17 protein-coding genes are annotated in these 24,755 nt (G+C 72.5%); 7 read left to right on the forward strand and 10 right to left on the reverse strand.

Annotated features, from left to right (window positions below; all coding sequences use genetic code 11):
• Positions 1–19 precede the first annotated feature (19 nt).
• Together EYB28_RS15890 and EYB28_RS15895 are read left to right on the forward strand one after the other, a co-directional pair.
• Complete coding sequence (locus EYB28_RS15890; protein ID WP_166849821.1) at positions 20–1,918, forward strand: gamma-glutamyltransferase family protein; 1,899 nt, start codon at positions 20–22, stop codon at positions 1,916–1,918.
• Positions 1,919–2,037: 119 nt separating this feature from the next.
• Positions 2,038–3,078, forward strand: coding sequence for a sulfotransferase family 2 domain-containing protein (locus tag EYB28_RS15895; RefSeq protein WP_166849824.1), 1,041 nt, complete (start codon positions 2,038–2,040; stop codon positions 3,076–3,078).
• Positions 3,079–3,136: 58 nt separating this feature from the next.
• On the opposite strand, the gene EYB28_RS15900 is transcribed toward EYB28_RS15895, so the two are convergent.
• Complete coding sequence (locus EYB28_RS15900; protein WP_166849827.1) at positions 3,137–4,558, reverse strand: tetratricopeptide repeat protein; 1,422 nt, start codon at positions 4,556–4,558, stop codon at positions 3,137–3,139.
• Positions 4,559–4,733: 175 nt separating this feature from the next.
• Here EYB28_RS15900 and EYB28_RS15905 point away from each other — a divergent pair, with 175 nt between their 5' ends.
• Both EYB28_RS15905 and EYB28_RS15910 read left to right on the forward strand, forming a co-directional pair.
• Positions 4,734–5,747: a glycosyltransferase family 2 protein gene (locus EYB28_RS15905; protein WP_166849830.1), complete on the forward strand. Its 1,014-nt coding sequence runs from the start codon at positions 4,734–4,736 to the stop codon at positions 5,745–5,747.
• Complete coding sequence (locus EYB28_RS15910; RefSeq protein WP_166849833.1) at positions 5,744–7,117, forward strand: polysialyltransferase family glycosyltransferase; 1,374 nt, start codon at positions 5,744–5,746, stop codon at positions 7,115–7,117. The genes EYB28_RS15905 and EYB28_RS15910 overlap by 4 nt, the downstream gene beginning before the upstream one ends.
• Positions 7,118–7,171: 54 nt before the next feature.
• Here the strand turns inward: EYB28_RS15910 and EYB28_RS15915 are convergent, their stop codons facing one another.
• The 7 genes from EYB28_RS15915 to EYB28_RS15945 form a co-directional block, all read right to left on the reverse strand.
• A complete protein-coding gene (locus EYB28_RS15915) occupies positions 7,172–8,830 on the reverse strand; it encodes a DUF563 domain-containing protein (protein WP_166849836.1) in 1,659 nt (552 codons plus the stop codon).
• Between the two features lie 64 nt (positions 8,831–8,894).
• Positions 8,895–11,321, reverse strand: coding sequence for a polysaccharide pyruvyl transferase family protein (locus EYB28_RS15920; protein ID WP_166849839.1), 2,427 nt, complete (start codon positions 11,319–11,321; stop codon positions 8,895–8,897).
• Between the two features lie 19 nt (positions 11,322–11,340).
• A complete protein-coding gene (locus EYB28_RS15925) occupies positions 11,341–14,790 on the reverse strand; it encodes a bifunctional glycosyltransferase family 2 protein/CDP-glycerol:glycerophosphate glycerophosphotransferase (RefSeq protein ID WP_166849842.1) in 3,450 nt (1,149 codons plus the stop codon).
• Between the two features lie 227 nt (positions 14,791–15,017).
• Positions 15,018–15,725, reverse strand: coding sequence for a sulfotransferase family 2 domain-containing protein (locus EYB28_RS15930; RefSeq protein ID WP_166849845.1), 708 nt, complete (start codon positions 15,723–15,725; stop codon positions 15,018–15,020).
• A gap of 15 nt (positions 15,726–15,740) precedes the next feature.
• The gene (gene cysN / locus EYB28_RS15935; RefSeq protein WP_166852559.1) at positions 15,741–17,045 is read right to left on the reverse strand and encodes a sulfate adenylyltransferase subunit CysN; all 1,305 of its coding nucleotides are present in this window, start codon (positions 17,043–17,045) and stop codon (positions 15,741–15,743) included.
• Between the two features lie 30 nt (positions 17,046–17,075).
• Entirely contained in the window at positions 17,076–17,978 is a 903-nt protein-coding gene (cysD, locus tag EYB28_RS15940; RefSeq protein ID WP_166849848.1) for a sulfate adenylyltransferase subunit CysD, read from the reverse strand.
• The gene (locus EYB28_RS15945; RefSeq protein WP_166849850.1) at positions 17,975–18,835 is read right to left on the reverse strand and encodes a 3'(2'),5'-bisphosphate nucleotidase CysQ; all 861 of its coding nucleotides are present in this window, start codon (positions 18,833–18,835) and stop codon (positions 17,975–17,977) included. The genes cysD and EYB28_RS15945 overlap by 4 nt, the downstream gene beginning before the upstream one ends.
• Positions 18,836–18,976: 141 nt before the next feature.
• On the opposite strand from EYB28_RS15945, the gene EYB28_RS15950 reads away from it, so the two are divergent.
• Complete coding sequence (locus EYB28_RS15950; protein ID WP_166849853.1) at positions 18,977–19,978, forward strand: sulfite exporter TauE/SafE family protein; 1,002 nt, start codon at positions 18,977–18,979, stop codon at positions 19,976–19,978.
• The gene (cysC, locus tag EYB28_RS15955; RefSeq protein ID WP_166849856.1) at positions 19,975–21,222 is read left to right on the forward strand and encodes an adenylyl-sulfate kinase; all 1,248 of its coding nucleotides are present in this window, start codon (positions 19,975–19,977) and stop codon (positions 21,220–21,222) included. The genes EYB28_RS15950 and cysC overlap by 4 nt, the downstream gene beginning before the upstream one ends.
• 44 nt (positions 21,223–21,266) lie before the next feature.
• Here the strand turns inward: cysC and EYB28_RS15960 are convergent, their stop codons facing one another.
• The gene (locus EYB28_RS15960) at positions 21,267–22,238 is read right to left on the reverse strand and encodes an ABC transporter ATP-binding protein (RefSeq protein ID WP_166849859.1); all 972 of its coding nucleotides are present in this window, start codon (positions 22,236–22,238) and stop codon (positions 21,267–21,269) included.
• Positions 22,231–23,139, reverse strand: a complete 909-nt coding sequence (locus EYB28_RS15965; protein ID WP_240930594.1) for an ABC transporter permease — start codon at positions 23,137–23,139, stop codon at positions 22,231–22,233. The genes EYB28_RS15960 and EYB28_RS15965 overlap by 8 nt, the downstream gene beginning before the upstream one ends.
• Before the next feature lie 321 nt (positions 23,140–23,460).
• Here EYB28_RS15965 and EYB28_RS15970 point away from each other — a divergent pair, with 321 nt between their 5' ends.
• Positions 23,461–24,720, forward strand: coding sequence for a CDP-glycerol glycerophosphotransferase family protein (locus tag EYB28_RS15970; protein ID WP_166849862.1), 1,260 nt, complete (start codon positions 23,461–23,463; stop codon positions 24,718–24,720).
• Positions 24,721–24,755: the final 35 nt, after the last annotated feature.

Raw genomic sequence — 24,755 nt, forward strand, 5'->3', positions numbered from 1 at the left:
GCCCGACCTCGGGAGCCCGATGACGACCCGCCCCGGCTTCACCCCGCCCCCGGCCCACCCGACCCGGCCCGACCTGCGGGGCACGTTCGGGATGGTGGCCTCCACGCACTGGCTCGCGTCCGCGAGCGCCCAGTCCGTGCTGGAACGGGGCGGCAACGCCTTCGACGCGGCCGTCGCGGGCGCGTTCGTGCTGCACGTGGTCGAGCCGCACCTCAACGGGCCCGGTGGCGACATGACGGGGATCTTCGCGACGGCGTCCGAGCCCGACCGTCCCCGGGTGCTCATGGGCCAGGGCCCGGCGCCCGCGGGCGCCACGATCGGGCACTACCGCGACACCGAGGGCCTCGACCTGGTGCCCGGGTCGGGCGCCCTCGCCGCCGCGGTGCCCGGTGCCGTCGACGCGTGGCTCCTGCTGCTGCGCGACCACGGCACCTGGCCCCTCGCCGACGTGCTGGAGCCGGCGATCGGGTACGCCAGCGACGGTCACCCGGTGCTGGCCGCGGTGTGCCGCACGGTCGAGGGCGTGGCGGACCTGTTCGCGGAGCACTGGCCGACGTCGGCCCGCCGGTGGCTCCCGGACGGCCGCGCCCCGCGGCCCGGAGAGCTCGTCACGAACCCCGAGCACGCGGCGCTGCTGGCGGACCTGGCCGCGGCGGCCGAGGCCGCCCGGGAGCACGGCGCGGCCCGCGCCCGGCAGGTCGACGCCGCCCGGGACGCCTGGCGCACCCGCGTGGGCGAGGCCGTCGAGGCGTTCGTGCGCACGCCCCACCGGCACTCCGACGGCCGGGACCACGCGGGCGTGCTCACGGCGGCCGACGTCGACGCGTTCGCCGCCGGCTACGAGGACGCCGCGACCGTGAACTTCCGCGGGTACACCGTCGCCAAGACGGCGGCGTGGGGGCAGGGACCGGCCCTCCTGCAGGCGCTGCGCCTCCTCGACGCGTTCGACGACGACCGCCTCGACCCGTCGACCGAGCTCGGCGCGCACACGGTGCTGGAGACGCTCAAGCTCGTGCTCGCCGACCGTGACACCTGGTACGGCGACGACGACGTGCCGCTCGACGCGCTCCTGAGCGCGGAGCACGCGGCCGCCCGCCGCACCCTCGTCGACGAGCGGGCATCGCACGAGCTGCGCCCGAGCACCCTGCTGGGCCGATCCGCTCCCCCGGCTCCGCCCCTGCGCACGACCTACGCGACCGGCGCTCCTGCCGCGGCGCTGCCCGGGGCCCCGACCGGCGGCGCGGCGGCCGGCGTCGGGGAGCCGACCGTCCCCGCGACCGCGGCGCCCGGGACCTCGGACGGGCTCGAGACCGATGTGCACGGCCGCACGCGCGGCGACACGTGCCACCTCGACGTCGTCGACCGCTGGGGCAACATGATCAGCGTGACGCCGTCCGGCGGCTGGCTGCAGTCCTCCCCCACGGTCCCGGGGCTGGGGTTCGCCCTCGGCACCCGTCTGCAGATGACGTGGCTCGACGAGGCGTCACCGTCGCGCCTGGAGCCGGGCCGCCGCCCGCGGACCACGCTCACGCCCACGCTCGTGCTGCGCGACGGGCACCCCATCATGGCGTGCGGGTCTCCGGGCGGGGACCAGCAGGACCAGTGGCAGCTCGCGTTCCTGCTGCGGGTGCTCGTCGGCGGCTACACGCCCCAGGAGGCGATCGACGCCCCGGCACTGCACACGACGTCGGCACCCGGGTCGTTCTGGCCCCGCACCTGGACGCCCGGGGGCGCCGTCGTCGAGAACCGGTTGGGCTCGGACGTGATCGCCGCGCTGGAGGCGCGCGGCCACGTCGTCACCCGCGCCGGCGACTGGGCGCTCGGCCGGCTGTCGGCCGTCACCCGTGACCCCGCCACCGGAGTCCTCGGCGCCGCGGCCAACCCGCGCGGCGCACAGGGGTACGCCGTGGGCCGCTGACCGATCGAGGAGATCCCCCGCACCGGGTCGGGCGCCGCGCGGAGGTCCCGCTCGAGCTCGAACCCGGAGTTCAGGCCACCGACACGTCCTGGACACCTCGACGTGTGACCGTACGCCCCATGAAGATCGCACCCGTCTCCCCCGCGGACGCCTCCGGTGCGGGCGACGTGGAGAACTCCTGGGTCCTGCCCGAGCAGAGGATCGCCTTCGTCTCGATCGGCAAGAACGCCTGCACGTCGATCAAGTGGCTGCTGGCGGAGATCTCCGGGCAGGACGTCGCACGGATCATGGCCGCCGACTCGCTCCAGTCGACCCGCCGCATGCTGATCCACCACCGCAGGTCGTGGCGCGACACCCCGAAGCTCACCCAGCTCGCTCCCGAGGCCAGGGCCGAGATCTCGCCTGCCAACGGCTGGTTCGTCTTCGCCGTCGTCCGCGACCCGCGGCTGCGCGCCTTCTCCGCCTGGCAGTCCAAGTTCCTCGTCGGCGACCCGTCGTACAGCGGCAGGAAGTACGCCGGGAGGGACTGGCTGCCACGCACCCCCGAGTCGGCGCAGGACGTGCTCGACGACTGGGAGCGGTTCGTGGGGGCGCTCGAGCGAGGAGGGCCCGCCGGTGGCATCTCTCTCGGCGACGGCCACTTCGCCCCGCACACGGAGCGGCTGCACGAGGAGACGGTCCCGTACAGCCGCATCTACGACATCAGCGAGATCGGCGAGCTCACCGGCGACCTGACCGACCACCTGGTCCGCACCGTGGGGTCCTCCCCCGAGCTGGCGCTCGCCCGGGAGAACGACACGCCCCTGGCCGCCGGTCGCGAGGTCTACGCGGGCGGCATCCGCCAACGGCTCGAGGCCGTCTACGCCTCGGACTTCGAGCGCTTCGGCGACCTCTGGTCGGACTCGTTCTCGCGCGTCCTGGACCGCCCGGCGGGGTGGAGCTCCGACGCCCTGCGCGACATCGGCGCGCGGCGGGCGATCAACGAGCAGGTCGCCAGGCTCGACGCCAAGGCCAAGGAGCAGCGGCGCCGGGTCCGCGAGCTGACCCGGGAGAACGACGAGCTGCGGCGCCGCCTCGACGGCCGGCAGCCCGGGGCGTCATGGCTGGCGCGGGCGGTGCACGGCGGGGGCCGCGCCGTGCGGCGGGCGGTCGCACGCTGAACCGTTCCGTTCACGCCCGGCGGCGTCGTCGCCGGTCCTTCCCGACCGGCGACGACGCTCACGACGCCCCCTGCACCACCACGCCCGGCTCGGCCTCGGCGTCGAGCGCGCCGAGGAGCGTCGCGTGGTCCCGCTCGAACCGGGCCGTGTACTCCTCGAAGAGCTGCTGGTCGACCCAGTTCGCGTCACGCAGGCGCTCGCGGACAGGGTCCGCCTCCCCCTCCGTCGCGGGCTGCCCGGACCGTCCGTGGTGACCGATCCGGTCGGCCACCGGAAGTCCCGTGCTCGCGACTGCGGCGAGGTGGCTCGCGCCGAGGTGCCGCATGGTGCCCACCAGGGTGAAGCGCTCCTCCAGCGTCTCCCTGCTCCACCGCAGCAGCACCTCGTCGGACAGGTGCGCCGTGGACCGGAACCAGAACATGTCCTCCTCGGAGGCGATCGGCCGGAAGACGCCTCGCGAGGAGAGCTCGGCGCGGGCGGCGGCACGCATCTCGGGATGGGTCATCACGATCTGCCGGGCGAGCATGTTCGTCAGGCCGTGCGACGTCGTGTACTCGACGTGCTGCGCGAAGTCCGCCGACCGGCCGTGGTCCGCCGTCGGCACGATCCCCGGCGCCGAGATCCTCTTGTAGAAGCCCGAACGGATCTGGGAGACCGGGTCGCGCAGCACCGTGAAGTACCTCAGGTCGGCACCCGACGGCAGCCCCGGCAGCTCGAGGGGGACCGGGTGGTGCAGGTGCACCAGGAGCGGCCGGCCGGGCCCCGCCAGCGGACGCTCCAGCGCCACCTCGAGCTGGAGGAGACCGAACCGGCGCTGGATCTCGATCATCCGACCCCACGGGACGACGTTCTTCAGCGCGGAGATCATGCTCGTCCCCCCGGAGAACGGCAGGTGGAGGAACACCGGCACGGAGCCCGGCTCCACCTGTGCGCGCAGCCGCGCGTACTCGGCGGCCACCGGCCCCTCGTCCCACACGCTGACGGAGCTCTCCCGCACGGTGTCGAACCGTGCCTGCAGCGAGCACATCAGCTCGCGGGCCTCGTCGTAGCGGCCGAGCTCCCACAGGGCCGTGACCAGCTTGGCCCGCGGCCACCCGGGCGCCCCGGCGTCCGGCATCTCCTCGAGGTGCTCGACCGCCTCGGTGAAACGGCCGTGCTCCGCGAGCATGACGGGGAGCCACCCCTGCGACAGCGGGTCCTCGAAGTGCGCGGCGAGTGCCGCGACGACTCCCAGGGACAGCCCGGACCAGTCACCCAGGCGGGCGCCCACCGCCGCACGGCGAACGTCGTCGACCCGCTTCGCCGAGACGTCGACTCCGCGGGCGCGGTCGACGGACAGGTCGGTGAACAGCCTCGCGAGGTCGTCCAGAGGTCCGCGAGCCGGGCCCTGCACGGGCCCGAACTGCCCGCGGAACCGTTCCCCGTGGGACTTGCCGTCACCGTAGGCGCGGCGAACGTCCCTCTCCGTCGTGTCCAGCATGGGGCCCCTTCGTCGTGTCCGTGCGGCCGATCGGCCGCACGGCCATCACTCCAAGGTGAGAATCGTGCCGTTGTCTGTCGCCCGGGTGACGCCGAGATGAACTCTGCCTGAGCATCCGGAGACGTCCGCCGAGCGGTGTTCTGAGCGCTGCCGGAGGTGTATAGCCTCCTGTCGCGTGACGCATCGCCCCCGGATCTCCGCCGTCGTCCCCGGCAAGGACGTGGCCCCCTTCCTCGCCGACGCCCTGACGAGCCTGGGCCGCCAGGTCGAGGACCCCCGCGACCTCGAGGTCATCGTGATCGACGACGGGTCCACCGACGCCACAGCAGACGTCGCCCGGCAGTTCACCGGCCGGCTACCCGGGCTCACGGTCCTGACCAACCCGGAGCCGAGCGGGCTGGCCAACGCCCGCAACCAGGGCCTCGCAGCAGCCACCGGCAGGTACGTGGCCTTCCTCGACGCCGACGACTGGCTCGCGCCGGGCCGGCTGGCGCACCTCGCCGACGCGTCGGACGCCCTGCGGGTCCCGTTCGTGCGGACCGACCACACGACCGTTCGCGGCCGCCGGCGAGACCTGATCCGCGCACCCCAGTCCGTCCGGGGCGTGCCCCTGGACCCGCGGGGCTCCATCCTGCCGGTGCACACCTCCACGATGGTCGACTACCCGTACGCGTGGGCGGGGATCTTCGACAGGGCGCTGGCGGAGGACGGGCTGCTGGCATTCCCGCCGGACCTGCACACCGCCGAGGACCGCCCCTGGATCTGGCGGCTCTTCCTGTCCGTGCCTCGCTACGCCGTGGTGGACGCGCCGACGCTCTGCTACCGGCGCGGCATCGCCTCGTCGCTGACGGCGATCTACGACCGTCGTCAGCTCGACATCCTCAAGGCGCTCCGGCAGGCCTACGACCTGGTGCAGCAGGACCGCGACGCCGACGCCTTCCTGCCGAAGATCACCCGGACGTCGCTCGCGCTCGTCGCGCACCACGTCGCCCGCAGCGCGAACATGCCACCCGACGTGCGGCGAGACCTGCGCGCCGGAGCGCGCGCGTTCTTCGAGGGCCTCCCCCGAGACGTCCTCGCCGCCGAGGTCCGCGTGATGCGCCGCGCACGCGCCCGGACGCTGCACCGAGTCCTGCCCCGCGGCGTGGACCGGCACCTCGCCCCCCACCTCACGGAGATCACCGCATGACCACCCAGCTCGTCGTCGCCTCGACGCTCTTCGGTGCCATGACCGCTGCCGCCGCGGCCGACTCCGGACGCCTGGGGCGGCCCGACGGCGAACGCGTCCTCCTGGTGGTCAACAACGCGCCGGCCCCCGAGCTGACACCCGCCCTCGACGAGATCCCCGGGGCCGGACCGGTGCAAGACCGGTTCGACCGGGTCGTGCACCTCACCGACCTCGTCGCTCCCGTGCACCCGTCCGACTGGCGGCCCGGGACACGGGAGCTCCCGGCGCTCGAGCGGCTCCTGCGCCACTACTGGGGTCTCGGCGACGGCCCGGTCGAGCTCGTGTGCGAGTCGATCTGGGTCAACCCCGCCCAGGCCCTGGCCCGGGTCTTCCACGACGCGCCCGTCACCGTGTACGCCGACGGTCTGATGAGCTACGGCCCGACCCGCAACCCGCTGCCCCTGGAGGTGGCACAGCGTCTGGGCGTGCTGCTGCACCTCGACCTGGTCCCGGGCCTGCGCCCGGTCCTGCTGTCCGAGCACGGTGTCGAGCCGGTCGTGGTGCCCACGGCAGCCTTCCGCGATCTCGTGCACGAGACCGCCGCCGCGGGCGGTCCGGCCGGCGAGCGCCAGGAGGCGGGCACGTCCCCCCGTCGCGCGGTCGTCGTCGGCCAGTACCTGGCCGCACTGGGTCTCATGACGGCGGAGGAAGAGGCCGACCTGCACGCCGACATGATCCGGGCAGCGGTCTCCTCGGGCGCCGACGTCGTCCGGTTCAAGCCCCACCCGTCCGCCCCGCCGGGCATGCTGGAGCCGCTCCACCGGACCGCCCGGGACCTGGGGGTCGCCCTCGAGGTGCTCGACGACCCGCTCCCGGTCGAGGTGCACCTCGACCGTGCCGAGCACGTCGCGGTCGTCGGGTGCTTCTCCACCGCCCTCGCCACGGCTCGCGCGATCATGTCGACGCCGTCGGTGGCCGTGGGAGCGGCGGGGCTGCTGGAGCGGCTCACCCCGTTCCAGAACAGCAACCGCGTGCCGCTGACGGTGATCGACGCCGTCCACCGGCCGCGGTCCCCGTACGCCGACGTCGCGCACCTCCAGGGACTCGTCGACACCGTCGCGCACGTCATGCAGCCGCAGACGTGCGCCGCGCTGCGCCACGGCGCCGTCACGTTCCTGGCCGGCCTCCCCGAGGACGAGCGGGCCAGGTACTTCGACACGTCCAGGCTCACACGCCTCGAGCTGCCCGGAGGTCGCCGACGGCACCCCGTGAAGCGTGCGGCAGCCGACGCCGCGTCGCGGCTGCTGCGGATGCCGGCGTTCGCTCGCGTCGACGAGCGCACCCGGTCGTCCGCGTGGCGCCGCCGGCTCGCCCGGGCCGTCGGGACGTGAGCGCGGGGCAGGCCTCCGTAGATCACCGGGCACGAGGCGGCGACGGCCAGCCGGTCAGCCGGCCCTGATCACCCGGTCCAGCTGCTCACGGTGCTGAGCGAAGTCGAAGGTCCAGGACGACTTGTAGGCGGCACGCGACCACCCACCCGGCGGGTGCTGCACGTCCGGCCGGTTCCAGAAGTAGTGGAGGCGGACGTCGAGCGGCAGGGAGATCAGCACCTCGTTCCGCGCCGTGTACGCCTGCTGGCTGAGCACGATCATGTCCTCGAGGCGGTCCGCGAAGAGCGTGTTGAACATCGCCGAACCTCCGAAGCCGGCGACGACCCGCGCCCGGGAGAAGATCGCCGCCTGCGTGGCGAGCCCGTAGTCCTCGGGGTAGATCACCTCGAATCCCGCCGCCGAGAAGTAGTCCTCCACCTCCTCACGGTTGAGGCACCGCCGGTTGCCCAGCGTGTCCCGGCGCGAGACGAAGATCCGGTCCCAGGACGGCGCGGAGTCGTCACGCAGCCCGTCCCGGATCCGCTCCCAGACCGCCCGGATCTCGGGATGCACGTAGTGCGGCGCGGAGTTGTGGAACATGGGGGTCGCCCCGTACATCGACTCCAGGTACACCGGCCGGTCGACCCAGGTGATGTCCTCGGGCCGGATGCCGAAGGCGGAGAACACCAGGCGCTCGAGCCACGGGTCGCGCTCGTGGGGGTACCTGATGCGGAAGATCGCCCGCAGGTCCGGGGCGTCCTGCTTCGCCCGGTCCCACCCCCACAGGCGCGAGACCACCTCGGTCATGAGGTGGCCGAAGTGACCGGAGTTCTCGGAGTCCAGCAGGTAGTACGAGCCGTGGAGCTCGTCGGTGGGCACGACCTGCCGGTCGAGGCGCGCGAAGCTCTTGCCGACGTCGACGAGCCGGGGGTTGGTCAGGTCGGCGGCGAGATGGTGACGGAACGAGTCCGGGAGGATCTCGTTCTCGGTGAACGTCAGCGCGTTGCTGACCAGGCCGATGCGCCCCTGGTAGTGGCGCAGGTGCAGGGGCGGGGTGTCGACCGTGGTCTTCAGACCGCCCAGCGTCTTGCTCGCACCGTGCGAGACGATCGTGGTGCCGGAGGCGAACGTGCCTGCCGGGACTCGCTGCAGCTCCCGCACGGTGGTGGCCGAGCGCCGGGACGCCAACATCCGATTCGCCCACCGGTCCGAGAGCTTGAGGTAGTGCCGGCCGCTCTTGCGGACGCGGATCCAGTCCCGGTCGAGGCGCACCTCCGCGGTCGCGTGCGCGAGCTCGCGGGCGGCCGTCGGCACGGCGTCGTGGCCGTGGGCGAGACCGTCGCCCAGCCGACGCAGCAGCGTCTCCAGACGGTTTCCCGCCGGGTACGCCGTCAGGGCCGCCCTGGGGATCGCGTACTCGCCGCCCGGACCCAGGTGGAACAGCAGACCGCGCAGCATCGCGGCGTGCTTCTCCGGCGGTGCCACGCGGACGTTGACGATCCGGTCGACGGGACCGCGCAGCTTGAGGTGCCACTGCACGTTCGACTCCCTGTCGAACCGCAGGTAGTGCTCGTGCAGGCCTTCCAGGCCCCACTCGTCGTACGCCACCGGGGCGATGACGAACAGCTCGTCCTGCCGGTACGGGGCGAGGTAGCCCGTGAGCACCTCGGGAGGCCGGTCGTCCGCGACGACGACGGTGCGCGGGGGACGGTCGTCAATCGGACCACGCGACATCGCTCCCCTCCCAAGGGCGTCTCACGGCAGGCTAGCGCGACACCCGGGCGCACGCCGGGCGAGGTCAGGCGGCCCCGGTTCGTCCCGCGGGCTGCTGCTCGTCCGGCTGATCGTCGCGCAGCTTCCACGGCCAGTCGTAGTACGGGTCGGCGACCGACCAGCCCTCCCCGTACCGCTCGGCGAGGAACGCCTCGGGGCGCGCCGGCCCCCACAGCTCGTGGCCTCGGAACGACAGGCGTGCGGGCGGCATCACGATGTCCGTGTCGATCTGCCGCAGCCGCATCTTCTCCATGTGCAGCGTCGTCGTCCCGGCGTCCACGAACAGGGGAAAGACATCGACGTGGAGCTTCGTCTCCGGGTCGTGCAGGTGGAAGTTCGTGTAGGAGTTCGGCCGGGTGACCCTCCACCCCTGGCCCTTCAGCTTCTCCCGCAGCCGGGCCAGCGCCGGTTCGCCGTCCTCGCGACCCGCGGCCTCCAGCGGGACCATCAGGTCGACGTCGTCGTCGTGCGCGAGGAAGTCCCCCTCCCGTACGGCACCGAGCAGCGTCCCGTACGCGAGCATCGCGGTGTACCCGCACGACTCGAGCAGCTCCCCCGCCCGCTCGATCGTTCGCAGGTAGTCCTCCGACCGCGCCCGGAGCCCCCCGACGTCGACGATCCCGTGCCTCGTCAGCACCGCTCGAGGGGTCCCGAGCACCTCACCCGCGCGGTTGACCCCCTCGATCAGGCTCTCCAGCTCGCCGCGGGTGCGCAGGACGAACTGCAGCGACCGCATCGACGTCTTGGTGGCGGGGACCCGCAGCCGCTCCGCAGCGAGCAGGTGCCCGAGGAGCGTCCACTCGTCATCCGTCAGGGCCTCGTCCGCGCGCAGGCGATCGGTGCGGACCAGAGAGAAGAGCAGGCGTTGCTCCTCCCTGTCCGCGGTCAGCAGCCCGTCGCCGGCGCGGCGGGCGAGCTCCGCCAGCAGCTCGCGCCGCGCGGTGCCGGCGGACTCCTTCGAGTCGAGGACCGAGGCGTCGACCTCTCGATCGGTCAGGCGCGACAGCAGGGCGAGCGTCTCCTCGACGACCCGGTCTGAGTTGACGGAACGGACGGTACGGAAGCCACCGGACTGCCCCGCGACCGCGACCGTGAGCTTTCGCGACCTGCGCCCCCACCCGTCCAGGCGGTTGAAGACGCGCACCTCGTCGGCATCGACCGGCGCGTCGAGGCGCACCGTCCACCATGCCCCGGGCTCCCTCTCGGTGCGCACTCCCCCGAGAGCGAAGGGGCTCGGCCGCCCCGGCGTCCGTAGGGCGTCCGAGCTCTGCTGGTAGGTGACCTTCCCCTCGTCGACGACGACACGCCGGCCCTTGTTGTAGAGCCCGATGCCACGCACGTCCAGCTGCCCCTCGGTCTTCGGCAGGAAGAGCGTGACCTCGGAGACGCGACCCTCGGTACGGACCGAGAGGTAGTTCACGGCGACGCCGCCGAAGTACCCGAGGGTCGGGAGCAGAGCATCCGTCCCCGGTGCGGAGCCCAAACCCTGTCCGGGCTCCTTGGCCGGACGGGCACGGGCCGCCCGCGGGCGCACGGGCTCCTTGCGGCGCAGGAACGGGGACGCGTCCAGCAGCGGCCGGTAGTCGAAGCGGATCGCCTCCGGGCTGAACGTCAGCGAGTCCCGGAGACGTTCCACGGTGACCTGGTCGGCGTCCAGCTCCAGAGGTTGCGGCGCTCGGAACTTCTGCACCGAGGCGAAGTAGTCGTAGAACTTATAGACGCCGCCACGCGGCGAGTCGGACGCGAGCCAGGCGCTGGGGATCCCGTAGGCGTCGGCGACGATGAGCCCGTGCAACGACGACGTGATGATGCGGCGGCATGACAGCATCTCGCGGACCACGTCCTCGACGTCCGTCCGGCTGAAGTCGATGAGCTTAACGCCGGGCCCGTAGGTCGCCTCGGCCCACCGCCGTTCGCTCCACCGCACCGCGACTCCGTACTCGTGCGTGACCGGAACGTCGGGCATGTAGTACAGGGGCAGCAGGAGGGCGGGATCACCGTAGACCTCGGGTACGTTGATGTTGAAGCCCCAGGAGGCGCTCAGCTTCGCGCGCGTCAGCGGTCCACGGACGGCCGTGTACCGCGCGTTGGCGGCCGCTTCGGGCCTGGCTTCCGTGCCGTACGTCCCTGTACCCCAGAGGATCGACTGGTCGGTGCCCTGGTTGACGATCGAACCGATCACGACGTAGTGCGGCTCGTTCCTGTCCGCGAGGACGACCTCGCGCCCGGTCATCTGCTCCACGAGCCACGGCGACAGCAGGTCACCGAAGTTCGGTGTGTAGGTGAAGTAGTTGAGCGGTACCTTCCCGTCGACCTCGATGAGGTCGGCGACCTCGTAGTCGTCGAGCAGGTGGCGGAACCGCCTCATGCCGAAGGTGTCGGGGTACCGGCGACCGAGCCGGCTCTTGGCGACCTGCGCGAGCCGGCTCCGTGCCGAGCGGTAGAGCGACATGTGGTGTTTTCTCCAGGTTTCAGGAGTGCGGCGTGGCGGATGACGACGGTGCGTGCTGCTCGGGGGAAGGATCGTCGGGAGCGGTGACGGCCTCGAGGACACGCGCGGCCGCTCGCCCGTCGTCGCTCGGGGCGAACTCCGCCGCGAAGCGGCTGTGGTCCTCGCCGTGCGCGGCCCAGTAGTCGCGCTCCAGGGCGGTGGCCAGCTCCTCGGTGCTCAGGCACAGCGGGCCGGGGGCGATCTCCTCGAGCTCACGGTAGAAGCCGCGCGTCGTCGTCCCGTACAGCTCGAGGTCCGGCACCAGGAAGTAGATCGGCCGGCGCAGCACGGCGTAGTCGAACATGATCGACGAGTAGTCGGTCACGAGGGCGTCCGAGGCGAGCATCAGCTCGTTGACGTCGGGGTGGTGGGTCACGTCGAGGACGCCGTCGGGCAGGTCGCTCGACGACGACGCGGTGTTGGCGTGCCCCCGGTACAGCACCACGGTCCCCGGACCGGTCGCCTCGGCCAGCCGGTCGAAGTCGAGGAACGCGACCCGCCCGTAGCGGGCGCCCTCCTTGATGTTGTCGCGCCACGTCGGCGCATACAGCAGCACCCGTGCGTCGTCGCCAAGCCCGAGCCGCTTGCGGACCTCCGCCCGCGTGATGTCTGCCGTGCCGTCGACGAGCGAGTCGTTCCGCGGGTAGCCCTGGGTGAGCACCGGCCCGTCGTAGCCGAAGGCCGAGGGGAAGATGCGCGCGGAGTAGTCGTTCTGCGCCAGCAGGTAGTCCCAGGTCGTGGCCTCGCGCTCCATGAGCCGGCGGTACGTCACGGTGAGGTTCGCCCCGGGGACGTCGTTGCCGATCCGCTTGAGCGGCGTCCCGTGCCACGTCTGCACGTACGTCTGGTGGCTCCGCTTGCGGAAGAACCACGGCCAGTTGTTGTTGTTGACGAGCAGGGTGGCCCGCGCGAGCAGCTCGTACCACCGGCGGGAGTACCGCAGCACGGGGGTCGCCCACTCGGGGACGGGCGTGGACAGGCAGGCCACGGACCAGTACTGGGGACGGAGGTCGCCGCGGCGGTGCAGCTCGCGGCTCAGGGCGAGGGGGGAGTCCCCGATCGTGCGGCCGCCGAACGACTCGAACACGACCGCGTCGAGAGGCGCGTGCGGCCCCTCGCGGTAGTCCTCCTGCATGCGCTCCTGGTCGCGGCGGCTGCGGTCCTCGTCGTCGAGCGCCGCCCGGAGCCGCACCCACACGGACCCGGCCTTGGGGGTCGCGGTCACGGTCGCCGACAGGCCCCCGCCGGTGACGTCGAGCGGGAGCCGCGCCACCAGCGGGCGGGCGGCCCGCGGTCGCGCGACCCGGTCTCCGGCGGCAAGGGTGACGAGAAAGCCGGACGACTTCGTGAGGACGTTGCCGACGCGGTCCACGACCGGCACTGTGACGTCGAAACGGCCGTCGGCGTCCACCGGCACGGTCACCTCGCTGCCGGGCGCCTTCTCGCTCGTCAGCGCGAGGACCAGCTCGCCGCCCAGGCCGGGCGCCGCCGCGGCATGCCCGCGCACGCGCAGCCCGGACGGGGTCAGCTCGACGTCCTCGATCTCCCCGGCGAGCGGGGCGGTCTGCACCACGACGTTGCCGAAGCGGGTCGTCCCCACCACCAGGTGCGACCCCGGCGAGATGTCCAACCCGGAGCTCGCCGCCACCCACGACAGCCTGCTCTCGGGCGCGCCGCGGCGCCGCGCCGCCAGCCGCCAGGTCCGCGCCGGGCCGTCCGCGGGCGTCCGCGGCAGGGTGAAGACGACGAGATCGCGGTCACCCTCGCGGGTGGGCACGCCCCGCACGACGGAGTCGTGGCACCGCGCCACGAAATCGATCCCCCCCTGCGCAGGCCCGGCCAGCTCGACCTCGAGCGCGCCGGCGCGGACGCGTGCCGCGCGGACGGGCGTGCGGGGGGCGACGTGCCGTCGCAGCACGAGGTCGCCGGACTCGGGCAGGCGGTCGAGGATCCACCGGCCGTCGTCGCCCAGCGGGCCGAAGGCCGGCAGGCGCCCGCGCCCTCGGACGTCCGGCTGCGGGACGGCCGTCTCGCGCGAGGCGCCGTCGACCGTCACGGTCAGGACGAACGAGTAGCTCTCGGCGACGAGGTCCGCCAGGGCGAACGTCGCCCGGAAGCCCGAGCCCGCGTGGTCGTTCCACGGGTCGACGGCACGCAGGTCGGCGGTGGGGTCCTCGAAGCGCTCCACGGCGCCGTGGACCCGCACAGCGCCGGAGCCGTCCGCCGGGACGGCCTCGACGGTGACGGTGCTGCTCGTGCCGCGCAGGTCGATCTGGGACAGGAAGGCATTGCCCTCGATCGCCAGGGACCGCTCGTCGGCCAGGACCTGGTCGACCCGGACGTCGGCGACCACGTCCAGGTCGCCGTCGAGCCGCTCGACGGTGCCGTCGGGCGTCAGCCCCAGACCGACGAAGTAGTCGTCACCCACGACCGCCCGGCCCTCGCGCACCACCCCGTGCACCTTCCAGGTCCGGGACTCCCGGCGCGAGACCAGCTCGACGACGTCGTCGCGCAGCCCGTGATACGTCGCCGCGGCGAGCAGCCGGTCGGCGACCCGGACCTCGGCGAGCCGCTCGTACCCGGCCATGTCGAGGAAGCCGCGCACCTCCTGGCGCAGGAACGTCCAGTAGTCGTCCTCGGTGCGGGGCACCTGCTCGTAGTAGGGGCGCATGTCGAAGCCGACGACCTTCGCCTCCCACGCCTGGCGGACCGCCGCCGGGGCGTCGCGCATGACCTCGTGGAGCTCGTCGAGCATCGCCCAGCGGCCGGTGAGGTCGCGCATCGTCGACTTCTGCTGCGTGATCGACGACTCGTCGTCCCGGATCCGCCAGTGGCACACGACGTCCTGCAGCACGTCGAACCGCCCGTGCAGGTACGCCTTGGCCGACGGCACCTGGTCCTCGTAGAGCCCGTCCGGGAACCCCCCGACCACCCGGTGGAAGAACTCCGTCCGGAACAACTTGGTCCACGCGAAGACGTTCTTGAGGACCTCGGGCTCGTCGGCGATCGTGACGCCGGTACGGGTCCGGTCGTGCAGGCTCCGCGCCCACGGCGGCATGTGCATGCCCGTCGAGGTGTCGCGCAGGAGCGAGCCCACGGCGAAGTCCGAGCCGCTACGCATCAGCGACGTCAGCATGACCTCGATCGCGTTCGGCGGGACCGTGTCGTCGGAGTCCACGAAGCACAGCATCTCGCCACGCGCGTTGCGCACGCCCGTGTTCCGCGCGGCGCCCAGCCCGGCGTTCTCCTGCCGGACGACCCGGACGCGCCGGTCCCTCGCCGCCACCGCGTTGATGACGTCGATCGACGAGTCCGGGGAGCCGTCGTCGACCACGACCACCTCGATCCGGCGGTGCGTCTGGGCGAGGATCGACTCGAGGCACTCGCCCACGTAGTCCTCGACCTTGTAGACCGGGACGACGACGGACACGAGGACGCCCCGGCCCAGTCGTCGCAGCTCAGTCGCCTGCGCTCGCAGCCGTCTGGCCGGACCACGGAGCGGGGCGGGCAGACGCCGGTAGACGGATCGCAGGGCGGTGGTGGAGGACACTGTGTCGGATCAACTCGCGTTCGAAGGATGGCGGCGGGTGGCGGCGTCGCGCCCACCGGTGACGGTCGCCCGGATCATACGCCCCGTGGCGCCCGGGGTGGGACGGCTCACAGACGACGTGCGAGGCGCGCCAGGTCGTGCGACGCGCGGCCCGCGGCCCGCGCCAGGACGGAGCGGCGTCCCGGCGCCACGTCGCGGTAGCCGAAGCGCGCGAAGTCCTCGGCGTAGAACTCCTCGAGGCGGGCCGCGAGACGGGGCGACAGTTCGACGTCCTTGCTCGCGATGCCGCGTGTCGTCTCGCTCGTGCGGACCTTGGCGACCTCGGTGGGCACGTCGAGGCCGTACCGCGCGTTCAGGTCGGCGAGCGCGGCGTCGAGCCCGTCCTCGAGCCGGTAGACGCGCGCCCCGTCGACGAGGAACTGCACCTGCGGTCGGATGTGGTTGTCGTGGACGAACGGGTCCTTCGCGAAGCGCGCGAAGGCCCGTCCGGCCCACTCCTCCACCTGCGCGGCGTCGGTGCTCAGCTCCGTCTTGTGCCGCATCACGTACTCCGACCGGAAGCGCGCCACAGGGTCGCGCACCACGGCGAAGACGGCGTCGAACCGGTCCAGACGGAACACCTGGCCCAGCAGCTCGCCGTGCATGTGCTGCGGTGTGCACCGCCGCAGGTAGTTCGGCCTGCCCTTGCGCATGCGTCCGTCGTGGTAGCTCATCCGCCAGCCGGCGTCGACGAAGTGCGTCTCGATCGACGACCCGCCGGTCTTGGGGATGTGGACGAACAGGACGTTACGGTCGCCCTTGGTGAAGACCGGCATCGTCCCTCCGCCCGGTCAGGCGGCGTGCGGCAGGCCGCCGACCATCCCGGCGGCGACGGTCTTGTTGGTGGTCTCGTCGACGAGGATGAACGCGCCCGTCTCCCGGTTCTGGCGGTACGGGTCGACGAACAGCGGCTTCGTGACCCGCAGCTGGATGCGGCCGATCTCGTTGAGCCGGATCTCGCTCGCGTCCTCGTCCCGGTGCAGCGTGTTCACGTCGACGCGGTAGTTGATGTCCTTGACCATCGCGCGCGCCCACCGGGTGGTGTGCTTGATGGCGTACTTCTTGCCCTTGACCAGCGGCGCGGTCTCGTCCATCCAGCAGATCTGCGCGTCGATGTCCTGCAGCGCGGCCGGGGTGTTGTTCGGCCGGGCGATCATGTCGCCGCGCGAGATGTCGATCTCGTCCGTCAGGCGCACGGTGACCGACATCGGCGGGTACGCCTCGTCGACGGGGCCGTCGGCGGTGTCGATGCCCTCGATCGTCGTCTCGAGCCCCGAGGGGAGCGCCACGACCCGGTCGCCCGGCTTCATGACGCCGCTGGCGACCGACCCGGCGTACCCGCGGTAGTCCCGCGCGTCGTGCGACTGCGGGCGGATGACGTACTGCACCGGGAAGCGGACGTCCTGCAGGTTCCGGTCGCTCGCGACGTGCAGGTTCTCCAGGTGGCTGAGCAGCGGCGCGCCGTCGAACCACGGCGTGTTCTCGCTGCGGTTCACGACGTTGTCGCCCACGAGGGCCGAGATCGGGATGAACGTCAGGTCGGGCACCCGCAGCCGGGAGGCGAACTCCGTGAAGTCGCGCCGGATGTTCTGGAAGACCTCCTCGGAGTAGTCGACGAGGTCCATCTTGTTGACGCACACCACGATGTGCGGCACGCCGAGCAGCGTCGCCAGGAACGTGTGCCGGCGGCTCTGCTCGATGACGCCCTTGCGCGCGTCCACGAGGATCAGCGCGACGTCGGCCGTCGAGGCGCCGGTCACCATGTTCCGGGTGTACTGGATGTGCCCCGGGGTGTCCGCGATGATGAACTTGCGCTTCGGCGTCGCGAAGTAGCGGTACGCCACGTCGATCGTGATGCCCTGCTCGCGCTCGGCCCGCAGGCCGTCGGTGAGCAGCGCCAGGTCGGTGTAGTCGTTGCCGCGCTCGGTGCTGACCTTCTCCACCGACTCGAGCTGGTCCTCGAAGATCGTCTTGGAGTCGAAGAGCAGCCGACCGATGAGGGTGCTCTTGCCGTCGTCGACGGAGCCCGCGGTCGCGAAGCGCAGCAGGTCGGCGCTCGTGTCGACCGCCTGCTGACCGGTCGCGTCGTTCGGCATGGCGTCCTGCACAGAAGTCTCAGTCATGGCTTAGAAGTAGCCCTCTCGCTTACGGTCCTCCATCGCGGCCTCGCTCACCTTGTCGTCGCCGCGCGTCGCGCCGCGCTCGGTGAGCCGCACCGCCGCGACCTCCTCGACGATCGCGTCGAGGGTGGTGGCCTCGGACGCCACGGCGGCGGTCAGGTTGGCGTCGCCGACCGTGCGGTAGCGCACGGAACGCACCTCGGAGGTCTCCCCCTCCTTGAGCGGGGTGAACTCGTTGACGGCGAAGAGCATGCCTCCCCGGTCCACGACCTCGCGCTCCTTGGCGAGGTACAGGTCCGGCAGGTCGATCTTCTCGGCGGCGATGTACGCCCAGATGTCCAGCTCGGTCCAGTTGGACAGCGGGAACACGCGGATGCTCTCGCCCTGGTGGACCCGGCCGTTGTACAGGTTCCAGATCTCCGGGCGCTGGTTCTTGGGGTCCCACTGCCCGAAGTCGTCGCGGAAGGAGAACACGCGCTCCTTGGCGCGGGCCTTCTCCTCGTCGCGGCGCCCGCCGCCGAAGAGGGCGTCGAAGCCGTTCTTCTCGACGGCCTCCAGCAGCACCGGCGTCTGGATGCGGTTGCGGGAGCCGTTCGGCTCCTCGGCGACGAGCCCGCGGTCGATCGCGTCCTGGACGGAGGCGACGACGAGCTGCACGCCCGTCCGCTCGACCCAGCGGTCCCGGGTGTCCAGGACCGTCTGGAAGTTCAGGCCCGTGTCCACGTGCATGATCGGGAACGGGATCCGCGCCGGCGCGAACGCCTTGGCCGCCATGTGGAGCATGACGATGGAGTCCTTGCCGCCCGAGAACAGCAGGCAGGGACGTTCCATCTCCGCGACGACCTCGCGGAAGATGTGGATGCTCTCCGCCTCGAGGCTGCGGAGCTGGCTCAGGACGTGAGACGTCACGACTGGGCACCTTCCTTGCTTTCGACCCCGACCGCCGTCAGCGCCGCACGCAGGTGCGTCGCCAGGGCCGGGTGGCACACGAACAGATCGGGGAGCCAGGGATCCTGGCGGTTGTACTCGAGCGGCGAGCCGTCCAGGCGCGTGCACTCCAGGCCGGCGGCGCCGGCCACCGCGACGGGTGCCGCGGAGTCCCACTCGTACTGGCCGCCGCCGTGGACGTAGGCGTCGACGGTCCCGTCGACGACGGAGATCACCTTGACGCCCGCCGACCCCATGGGGACCAGCTCGACGTCGCCGCGGGCGGCCAGGTCGGACACGAACGCCGGGGGGCGGCTGCGGCTGGCCGCGAGGCGCAGCGGGCGGCTGCCGTCGAGCACACCGTCCGGGTCGGCCGGGGTAGCGGGGCTCACGGTGCTGAGCACCGTGCCGCGCGCCGGCAGGCCGACGGCTCCGGCGGTGAGCCCGGCGCCGCGCTGCCAGAGGGCCACGTGGACGGCGAAGTCGTCGCGCCACCGCCCGGCGACGTCGCCGTCCGCGTGCCGCTCGGCGAACTCGCGAGTGCCGTCGAGGGGGTCGACGATCCACACCCGGTCGGCGGCGACGCGCGCGGCGTCGTCCTTCGCCTCCTCGGACAGGACCGCATCGCCCGGGCGCGCGTGCGCCAGTGCGGCGGCGAGCCACTCCTGGCTGGCCGCGTCGCCGGCGTCCTTGAGCTCCTTGGCGTCGAATCCGCCGCCGGCGGCGTCCACGGCGGCCCGGAGGCCGAGCAGGACCTGCCCGGCGCCCTCGGCGAGCGCCACGGCGAGATCGACGTCGGAGAGCGACGGGTCCGGGTGGATCGGACTCGGCACGGCCATGCGACTCCTCGGATGGGGTGTGGTCGGAGGCCCTCGACAGGCCGCCGCCGAGGCTACCATTCCTCCGTGCGCGTCCGGTGGAGGGCACGAGCTGCCGGACGGTATTCCTTGATTCCCGATAGAACTGGTTGACTACTGGCCATGGACATCGACCTGCTCCTGATCCTCGGCGGCCTCGCGGTCGGCTTCGTCGTGGGTCTCACCGGGATGGGCGGCGGCGCCCTGATGACGCCGATGCTCATCTTCGTGTTCGGGATCCCCCCGCTGACGGCCGTCTCCAGCGACGTCGTCGCGAGCTTCTTCATGAAGCCCGCGGGAGCGATCGTGCACCTGCGGCGCCGGACCGTGAACCTGCAGCTGGTGCTCTGGCTCTGCGTCGGGTCGGTGCCGGCGGCGTTCGCGGGCGCCCTGATCATCCAGTCCCTGCCGTTCGGGGAGTCCCTCGACGCCGGCATCAAGATCGTGCTCGGCGTCGCCCTGCTCGTGGCCTCGCTCGGCCTGGTCGTCCGGGCGGTGCTGGGGATGCTGCAGCGCCGCACCGCCCTCGGCGAGGGCCCCGCCGCCCCCAGCAGCCCCGAGGTGCACGTCCGCAAGGTGGCCACCGTGGTCGTCGGCGCGGTCGCGGGCCTGCTGGTCGGCATGACGTCGGTCGGCGCGGGGTCGATCATCATCGTGGTGCTCCTGCTGCTGTACCCGGCGCTCAAGGCCTCCCAGCTCGTGGGCACCGACCTCGTGCAGGCGGTGCCGCTGGTCGCGGCCGCGTCCCTCGGCCACCTCATCTACGGCGACTTCGACCTGTGGCTCACGGTCTCGCTGCTCATCGGCGCGATCCCGGGCGCCTGGTTCGGCGCCCAGGTGTCGAGCCGCGCCCCGGGCGGGATCATCCGCCGCGCGCTCGCGATCCTCCTCCTCGGATCGAGCCTCAAGCTGCTCGGCGCGTCCGTCGCCGTCGTGTTCGGCGCGATGGCCGGCGCGCTGGTCGTCGGTAACCTGCTGTGGATCGTGGTGCGGGAGCGGATCAAGAAGTTGCCGCCGAAGCCGATGCCGCTGGGCACGGTCTCCGCCCCCGCGCCACGGACCGACCCGCCGGCGGACCAGCCGACGGACCAGCCGACCTCGAAGGACTCGTCACCCCGCTCATGAGCCTGCCCGAGACCACCCACGTCCTGACCGCCGACGAGCTCGACCTGCTGGAGCTCGCCCTGGGCGGCGGCGCCGCGTGGGTCCCGCCCGTCGGGCTCCCCGACGGCGCGGTGACCCTCACCGACGCCGAGAACACGCCCCTGGCCGTCGCCGACGACGGCGGGCTGCGCGCCGTCAAGCCGTTCGCCCGCGCCGCGGGCCCGCACTGGGACCCGGAGCTGCGCAGGACCGCGGACGCCGTGCGGGGCGAGCCGGCGGACGGCCCGACCGTCGCCGTCGTCCTGACCGAGGCGCCCACGCGGGCCGAGGTCGAGGACCTGCCCGGCGTCGTGGCGGGCGCCGGGCGCGTGCTGCTCCTCGTGCCGGCCTCCCGGCGCTCCCCCGCGCCGGGTGCGGTCGGCGCCCCGGGCCTCGTGCGCATCGCCGCCGAAGTCGCGAACGGCATCGCGACCGACACCACGACCGACGCCGGGCCGCGGGCCGACGTCGTCGCCGTGCCGTGGCCCGCCACCGCCCCCGGCGCCCTGCGCTGGGGCGACGTCGGCGCACGGTACGGCGCCGACCGCACCGTGGTGCTCGCCGACCGGCGCGACGCCGCCACCCGGGAGCGCGTGGCGGGCCTCAGGTCCGTCTGGGCCGACGAGGTCGCCGCGCTCTACCCCGAGAGCTCGGCTGCCGAGCTCGCGCGTGCCGCGCGCACCGCGCGGGCCGGCGGCGCCGTCGTCTTCTTCACGGGGCTGTCCGGCTCGGGCAAGTCGACCGTCGCCCGCGCGCTCGCCGCCGAGCTCGACGACGAGGGCCTGCACACCACGCTGCTCGACGGCGACGAGGTGCGCCAGCACCTGTCGCGGGGGCTGGGCTTCGACAAGGAGTCCCGCGAGCTCAACGTCGAGCGGATCGGCTACGTCGCCTCGCTGGTCTCCTCGCACGGCGGCGTCGCGGTCGCGGCGCCCATCGCGCCGTTCGCCTCGGGCCGCGCCCGGGTGCGCGAGCACGCGGAGGCGGCCGGGCTGTTCCTGCTCGTGCACGTCAGCACGCCCCTCGAGGTGTGCGAGGCGCGGGACCGCAAGGGCCTGTACGCCAAGGCCCGCCGCGGCGAGATTCCGGAGTTCACCGGGATCTCCTCGCCCTACGAGGAGCCGACCGACGCCGACCTCGTGATCGACACCTCGCGGGTCGAGGTGGCCGACGCCGTCGCGCAGGTGCGCGCGGCGCTCCTCGCCCGCCTGGACGCCCGCGGCTGAGCCGGCGGGACCCGGGCCGGCCGCACGATGGCGGACGGTCCGGGTCAGTCGCCGTTCTGCTTCTTGCCGTTCCTGCCGTTCTTGCGGCGCCCGCGAGGTCCGACCCCGCCCGCGCGGCCGGACGACCTCGCCTGGCGGTGCGCGCGGACGAACTCCTTGTAGTGCGGGAGGACCTCGGAGGTACTGCCGTCCATGACGAGCTGACCCTGGTGCACCCACAGCACGCGGGTGCACATCGCCTCGACGGTGCCGATCGAGTGGCTCACGAGGAAGATCGTCCCGGCGTTCTCGCGAACCTCGTCGATCCGCGCCTTCGACCGCGCCTTGAAGGCGGCGTCGCCGGTGGCGAGCGCCTCGTCGATCATGAGGATGTCCGGCGTCGCCGACGAGGAGATCGCGAACCGCAGCCGCGCTCCCATGCCGGACGAGTAGGTCTTCATCGGCATGTAGACGAAGTCGCCGATGCCGGCGAACTCCACGACCTCGTCGAACCGCTCCTCGACCTGCTTCGGCGTCAGGCCCAGGGCCAGGCCGCCGATCATGATGTTGCGCTCGCCGGTCAGCTCCGGCATCAGCGCGGCGTTGACGCCGAGCAGCGCCGGCTCCCCCGCGACGTAGACGGCGCCCGAGTGGGGCGGGATCAGGCCGGTGACGGCCCGCAGCAGGGTGCTCTTGCCGGAGCCGTTGACGCCGACGATGCCGATCGCCTCGCCGTGGCGCGCGACGAACGAGATGCCCCGCACCGCGTGCACCTCGCTGACCGAGCCGACGTGCTGCGTGGTGGAGCTCAGCAGCCGCCGGACGAACGACCGCCTGGGCGCCGCGGCCTGCTCCACGTGCGCGCCGGAGCGGGCGGCCTGGCGCGCCTTGCCCCCGAAGACGCGGTAGACGATGTGCAGGTCGTCGACGACGAGCACCGGGTCGCCGAGCGTCGCGACCGGCGGGCCCCCTTCGAGGTCCTCCGGCTCGAGCTCGGCGTCCAGGTCGACGTCGAGGTGAAGGTCCGACTCAGTCACGGCCGTACCGCTCCTCTCCTCGCCAGAAGACGATGAACCCGATGACGAACGTGCCGACGGCCCACAGGCCCGCCCAGAGCCACATCCAGGGGTCCTGCGGGATCTCCGGCTCCTGGGTGAGGATCGACCGGCCCACGTACAGGAACACGGCGATCGGCTGGTACTCCAGGATGGGGGCGACGACGGCCTGCACGCCGGCGCTCAGGTGACCCGTGTAGTGGGTCACGGGGAAGATGACGCCCGACCCGAACATCGCGAGCCGCATGATGAAACCGATGATGTTGTCGAGGTCCGGGGTGATCGCGACCATGCGGGCCATGATGAACGCGAGGCCCGTGTTGAACAGCCACAGGAGCGCGACGATCCCGGGCAGCAGCAGCCAGCTCCACGTGACGTGCACGAGCGGGTAGGCCGGCAGGAGGCCGCTGAGCAGGACGATCGTGCACATCACGAGGAGCGCGGGGACGAGCGTCGCGAGCAGCGACACCACCTGCGAGATCGGCAGCACCGCCCGGGGGAAGTGCAGCGACCGGATGAGGTTGGTCTTCTTGGCGATCGACTTGGCGCCGCCGTTCACCGACTGCTCGACGAACCGGAACAGGAACGTCCCGATCGTGATGAACGCGATGGTGTTCTCCACGCCACGGCTGGCCTGCAGCAGGATGCCGAAGATCAGGATGTAGACGGTCGCGTTGAGCACCGGGTTGAGGATCGCCCAGAGCTGGCCCAGGTAGTTGTTCTGGTTCTTCGCGTAGGCGTTGGCGGTGCCCAGCACCCGGATGAACGCCCAGCGCGAGACCACGTCGCGGATGTAGCGTCCCAGCGGGGGACGGACCCCCATCTGCTGGAGCCCGTACTCCTGCGCGAGAGCGCGACGCTCCGCGGAGGTGGTGTCCGGCACGATCGGCTCCGGGGGCCGGAGCGGGTCGCTCCCGGGGCCCGGCGTCCCGCGGTCACCCGATGCGGCGCCCGTGGTGGTGTCGGTGGTCACGAATCCTGAAAACCCGTCTTCCGAGGTACGGCCAGCGGCTGCCCGGCCCCGACGATCCTACAGCGAACCGCCTGACCGGAGCTCAATAGCACTATACCGATAGGTTCAGTAGGTCATCACGCCCGGACCCTCACGTTCCCGTCCGCGCACGACGCCGGCGGTACCCCGCGCGGAACCTCCCGCGTGGGATACTCGTGCGCCGTCGGACCATGCGCCCCCGGGAAGGAACGGATGACGCACGCCAGCACCCCGCAGCCCACGCTCGCGGCCCGCGCCCGCACCCTCGCCGCGCGCGCGCTGCTCAGCGCCGGGTCTCGGGTCAAGCACCTCATCAACCGGACGATCGACGTCGAGCCGCCACCGTTCGACCCCACGCTCGACGCGCTTCCGGCCTTCCCGGTCGTGGCCTACTTCGCCGACCTGCCCGACCAGGCCTACCAGATCCGGCAGTGGCTGCCCGTGCTCGAGCGGGTCGCCGAGCAGCACCGGTTGGCGATCGTCACCCGCCAATGGGAGACCGCGCTGCTGCTGCGCGACGCCACCACGCTGCCGGTCCTCTTCACCCGGCACCTGGACGGGCTGCGCCAGCTGTACGACCGGATCGGCGTGAAGACCGTGGTCTACGTCAACAACGGGATGCGCAACTTCCAGTCGCTCATCTACCAGCGGGCGCTGCACGTGCACGTGAACCACGGGGAGTCCGACAAGATCTCGATGGTCTCCAACCAGGCCAAGGCCTACGACCACGTGGTCGTCGCCGGCCAGGCCGCGGTGGAGCGTCACCGGCGTGCGCTGATCAACTTCGACCTCGACCGCCTCGTGCCCTGCGGGCGCCCGCAGCTGGACCTGGACGTGGCCCCCTCCCTGGCGCCCGTCGCCGGACGCCGGACGGTGCTGTACGCCCCCACCTGGTCCGGGGAGGACGCAGCGAACAACTACACGTCGCTCGACCTGTACGGCGTGCCGATCGTGCGGGCGCTCCTCGCCCGGGACGACGTGCGCCTCGTCTACAAGCCGCACCCCCGGGTCCGCTCGGCGACCGACCCGGGCGTCGCCGGCGCCCACGCCGAGATCGTCCGCCTCGTGGGGGCGGCGCGCCGGGCCGGCGCGCCGCACGAGCTGCCGCTCGACGCGGACGTCCTCGGCCTCTTCGAGAGCGTCGACGTGCTGGTCACCGACATCTCGTCCGTCGGCCTGGACTTCCTCTACCTGCGCCCCGACGCCCCGATCGTGCTGACGGACCGGCGCACCGACCGGGACCGGCTCCTCGCCGAGGCGCCCGTGGCGCGGGCCACCGACGTCGTCGACGCGACGACGGTCGACGACCTCCCGCAGATCCTCGCGGCCACGCTCACGGCCGACCCGCACCGCGCCGAGCGCGAGAAGGTCCGCGACCACTACTTCGGGTTCGCCCGCGGCGAGAGCAGCCGGCGGTTCCTCGACTTCGTCACCGACTGCCTCGAGCGCCGCGACGCGATGCTCGCCGAATGACCCCCCCCCCCCCCCCCCCCCCCCCCGGGGCCCCC

The sequence above is a fragment of the Isoptericola sp. BMS4 genome (genome assembly GCF_011634835.1).
Taxonomy (GTDB): domain Bacteria; phylum Actinomycetota; class Actinomycetes; order Actinomycetales; family Cellulomonadaceae; genus Isoptericola.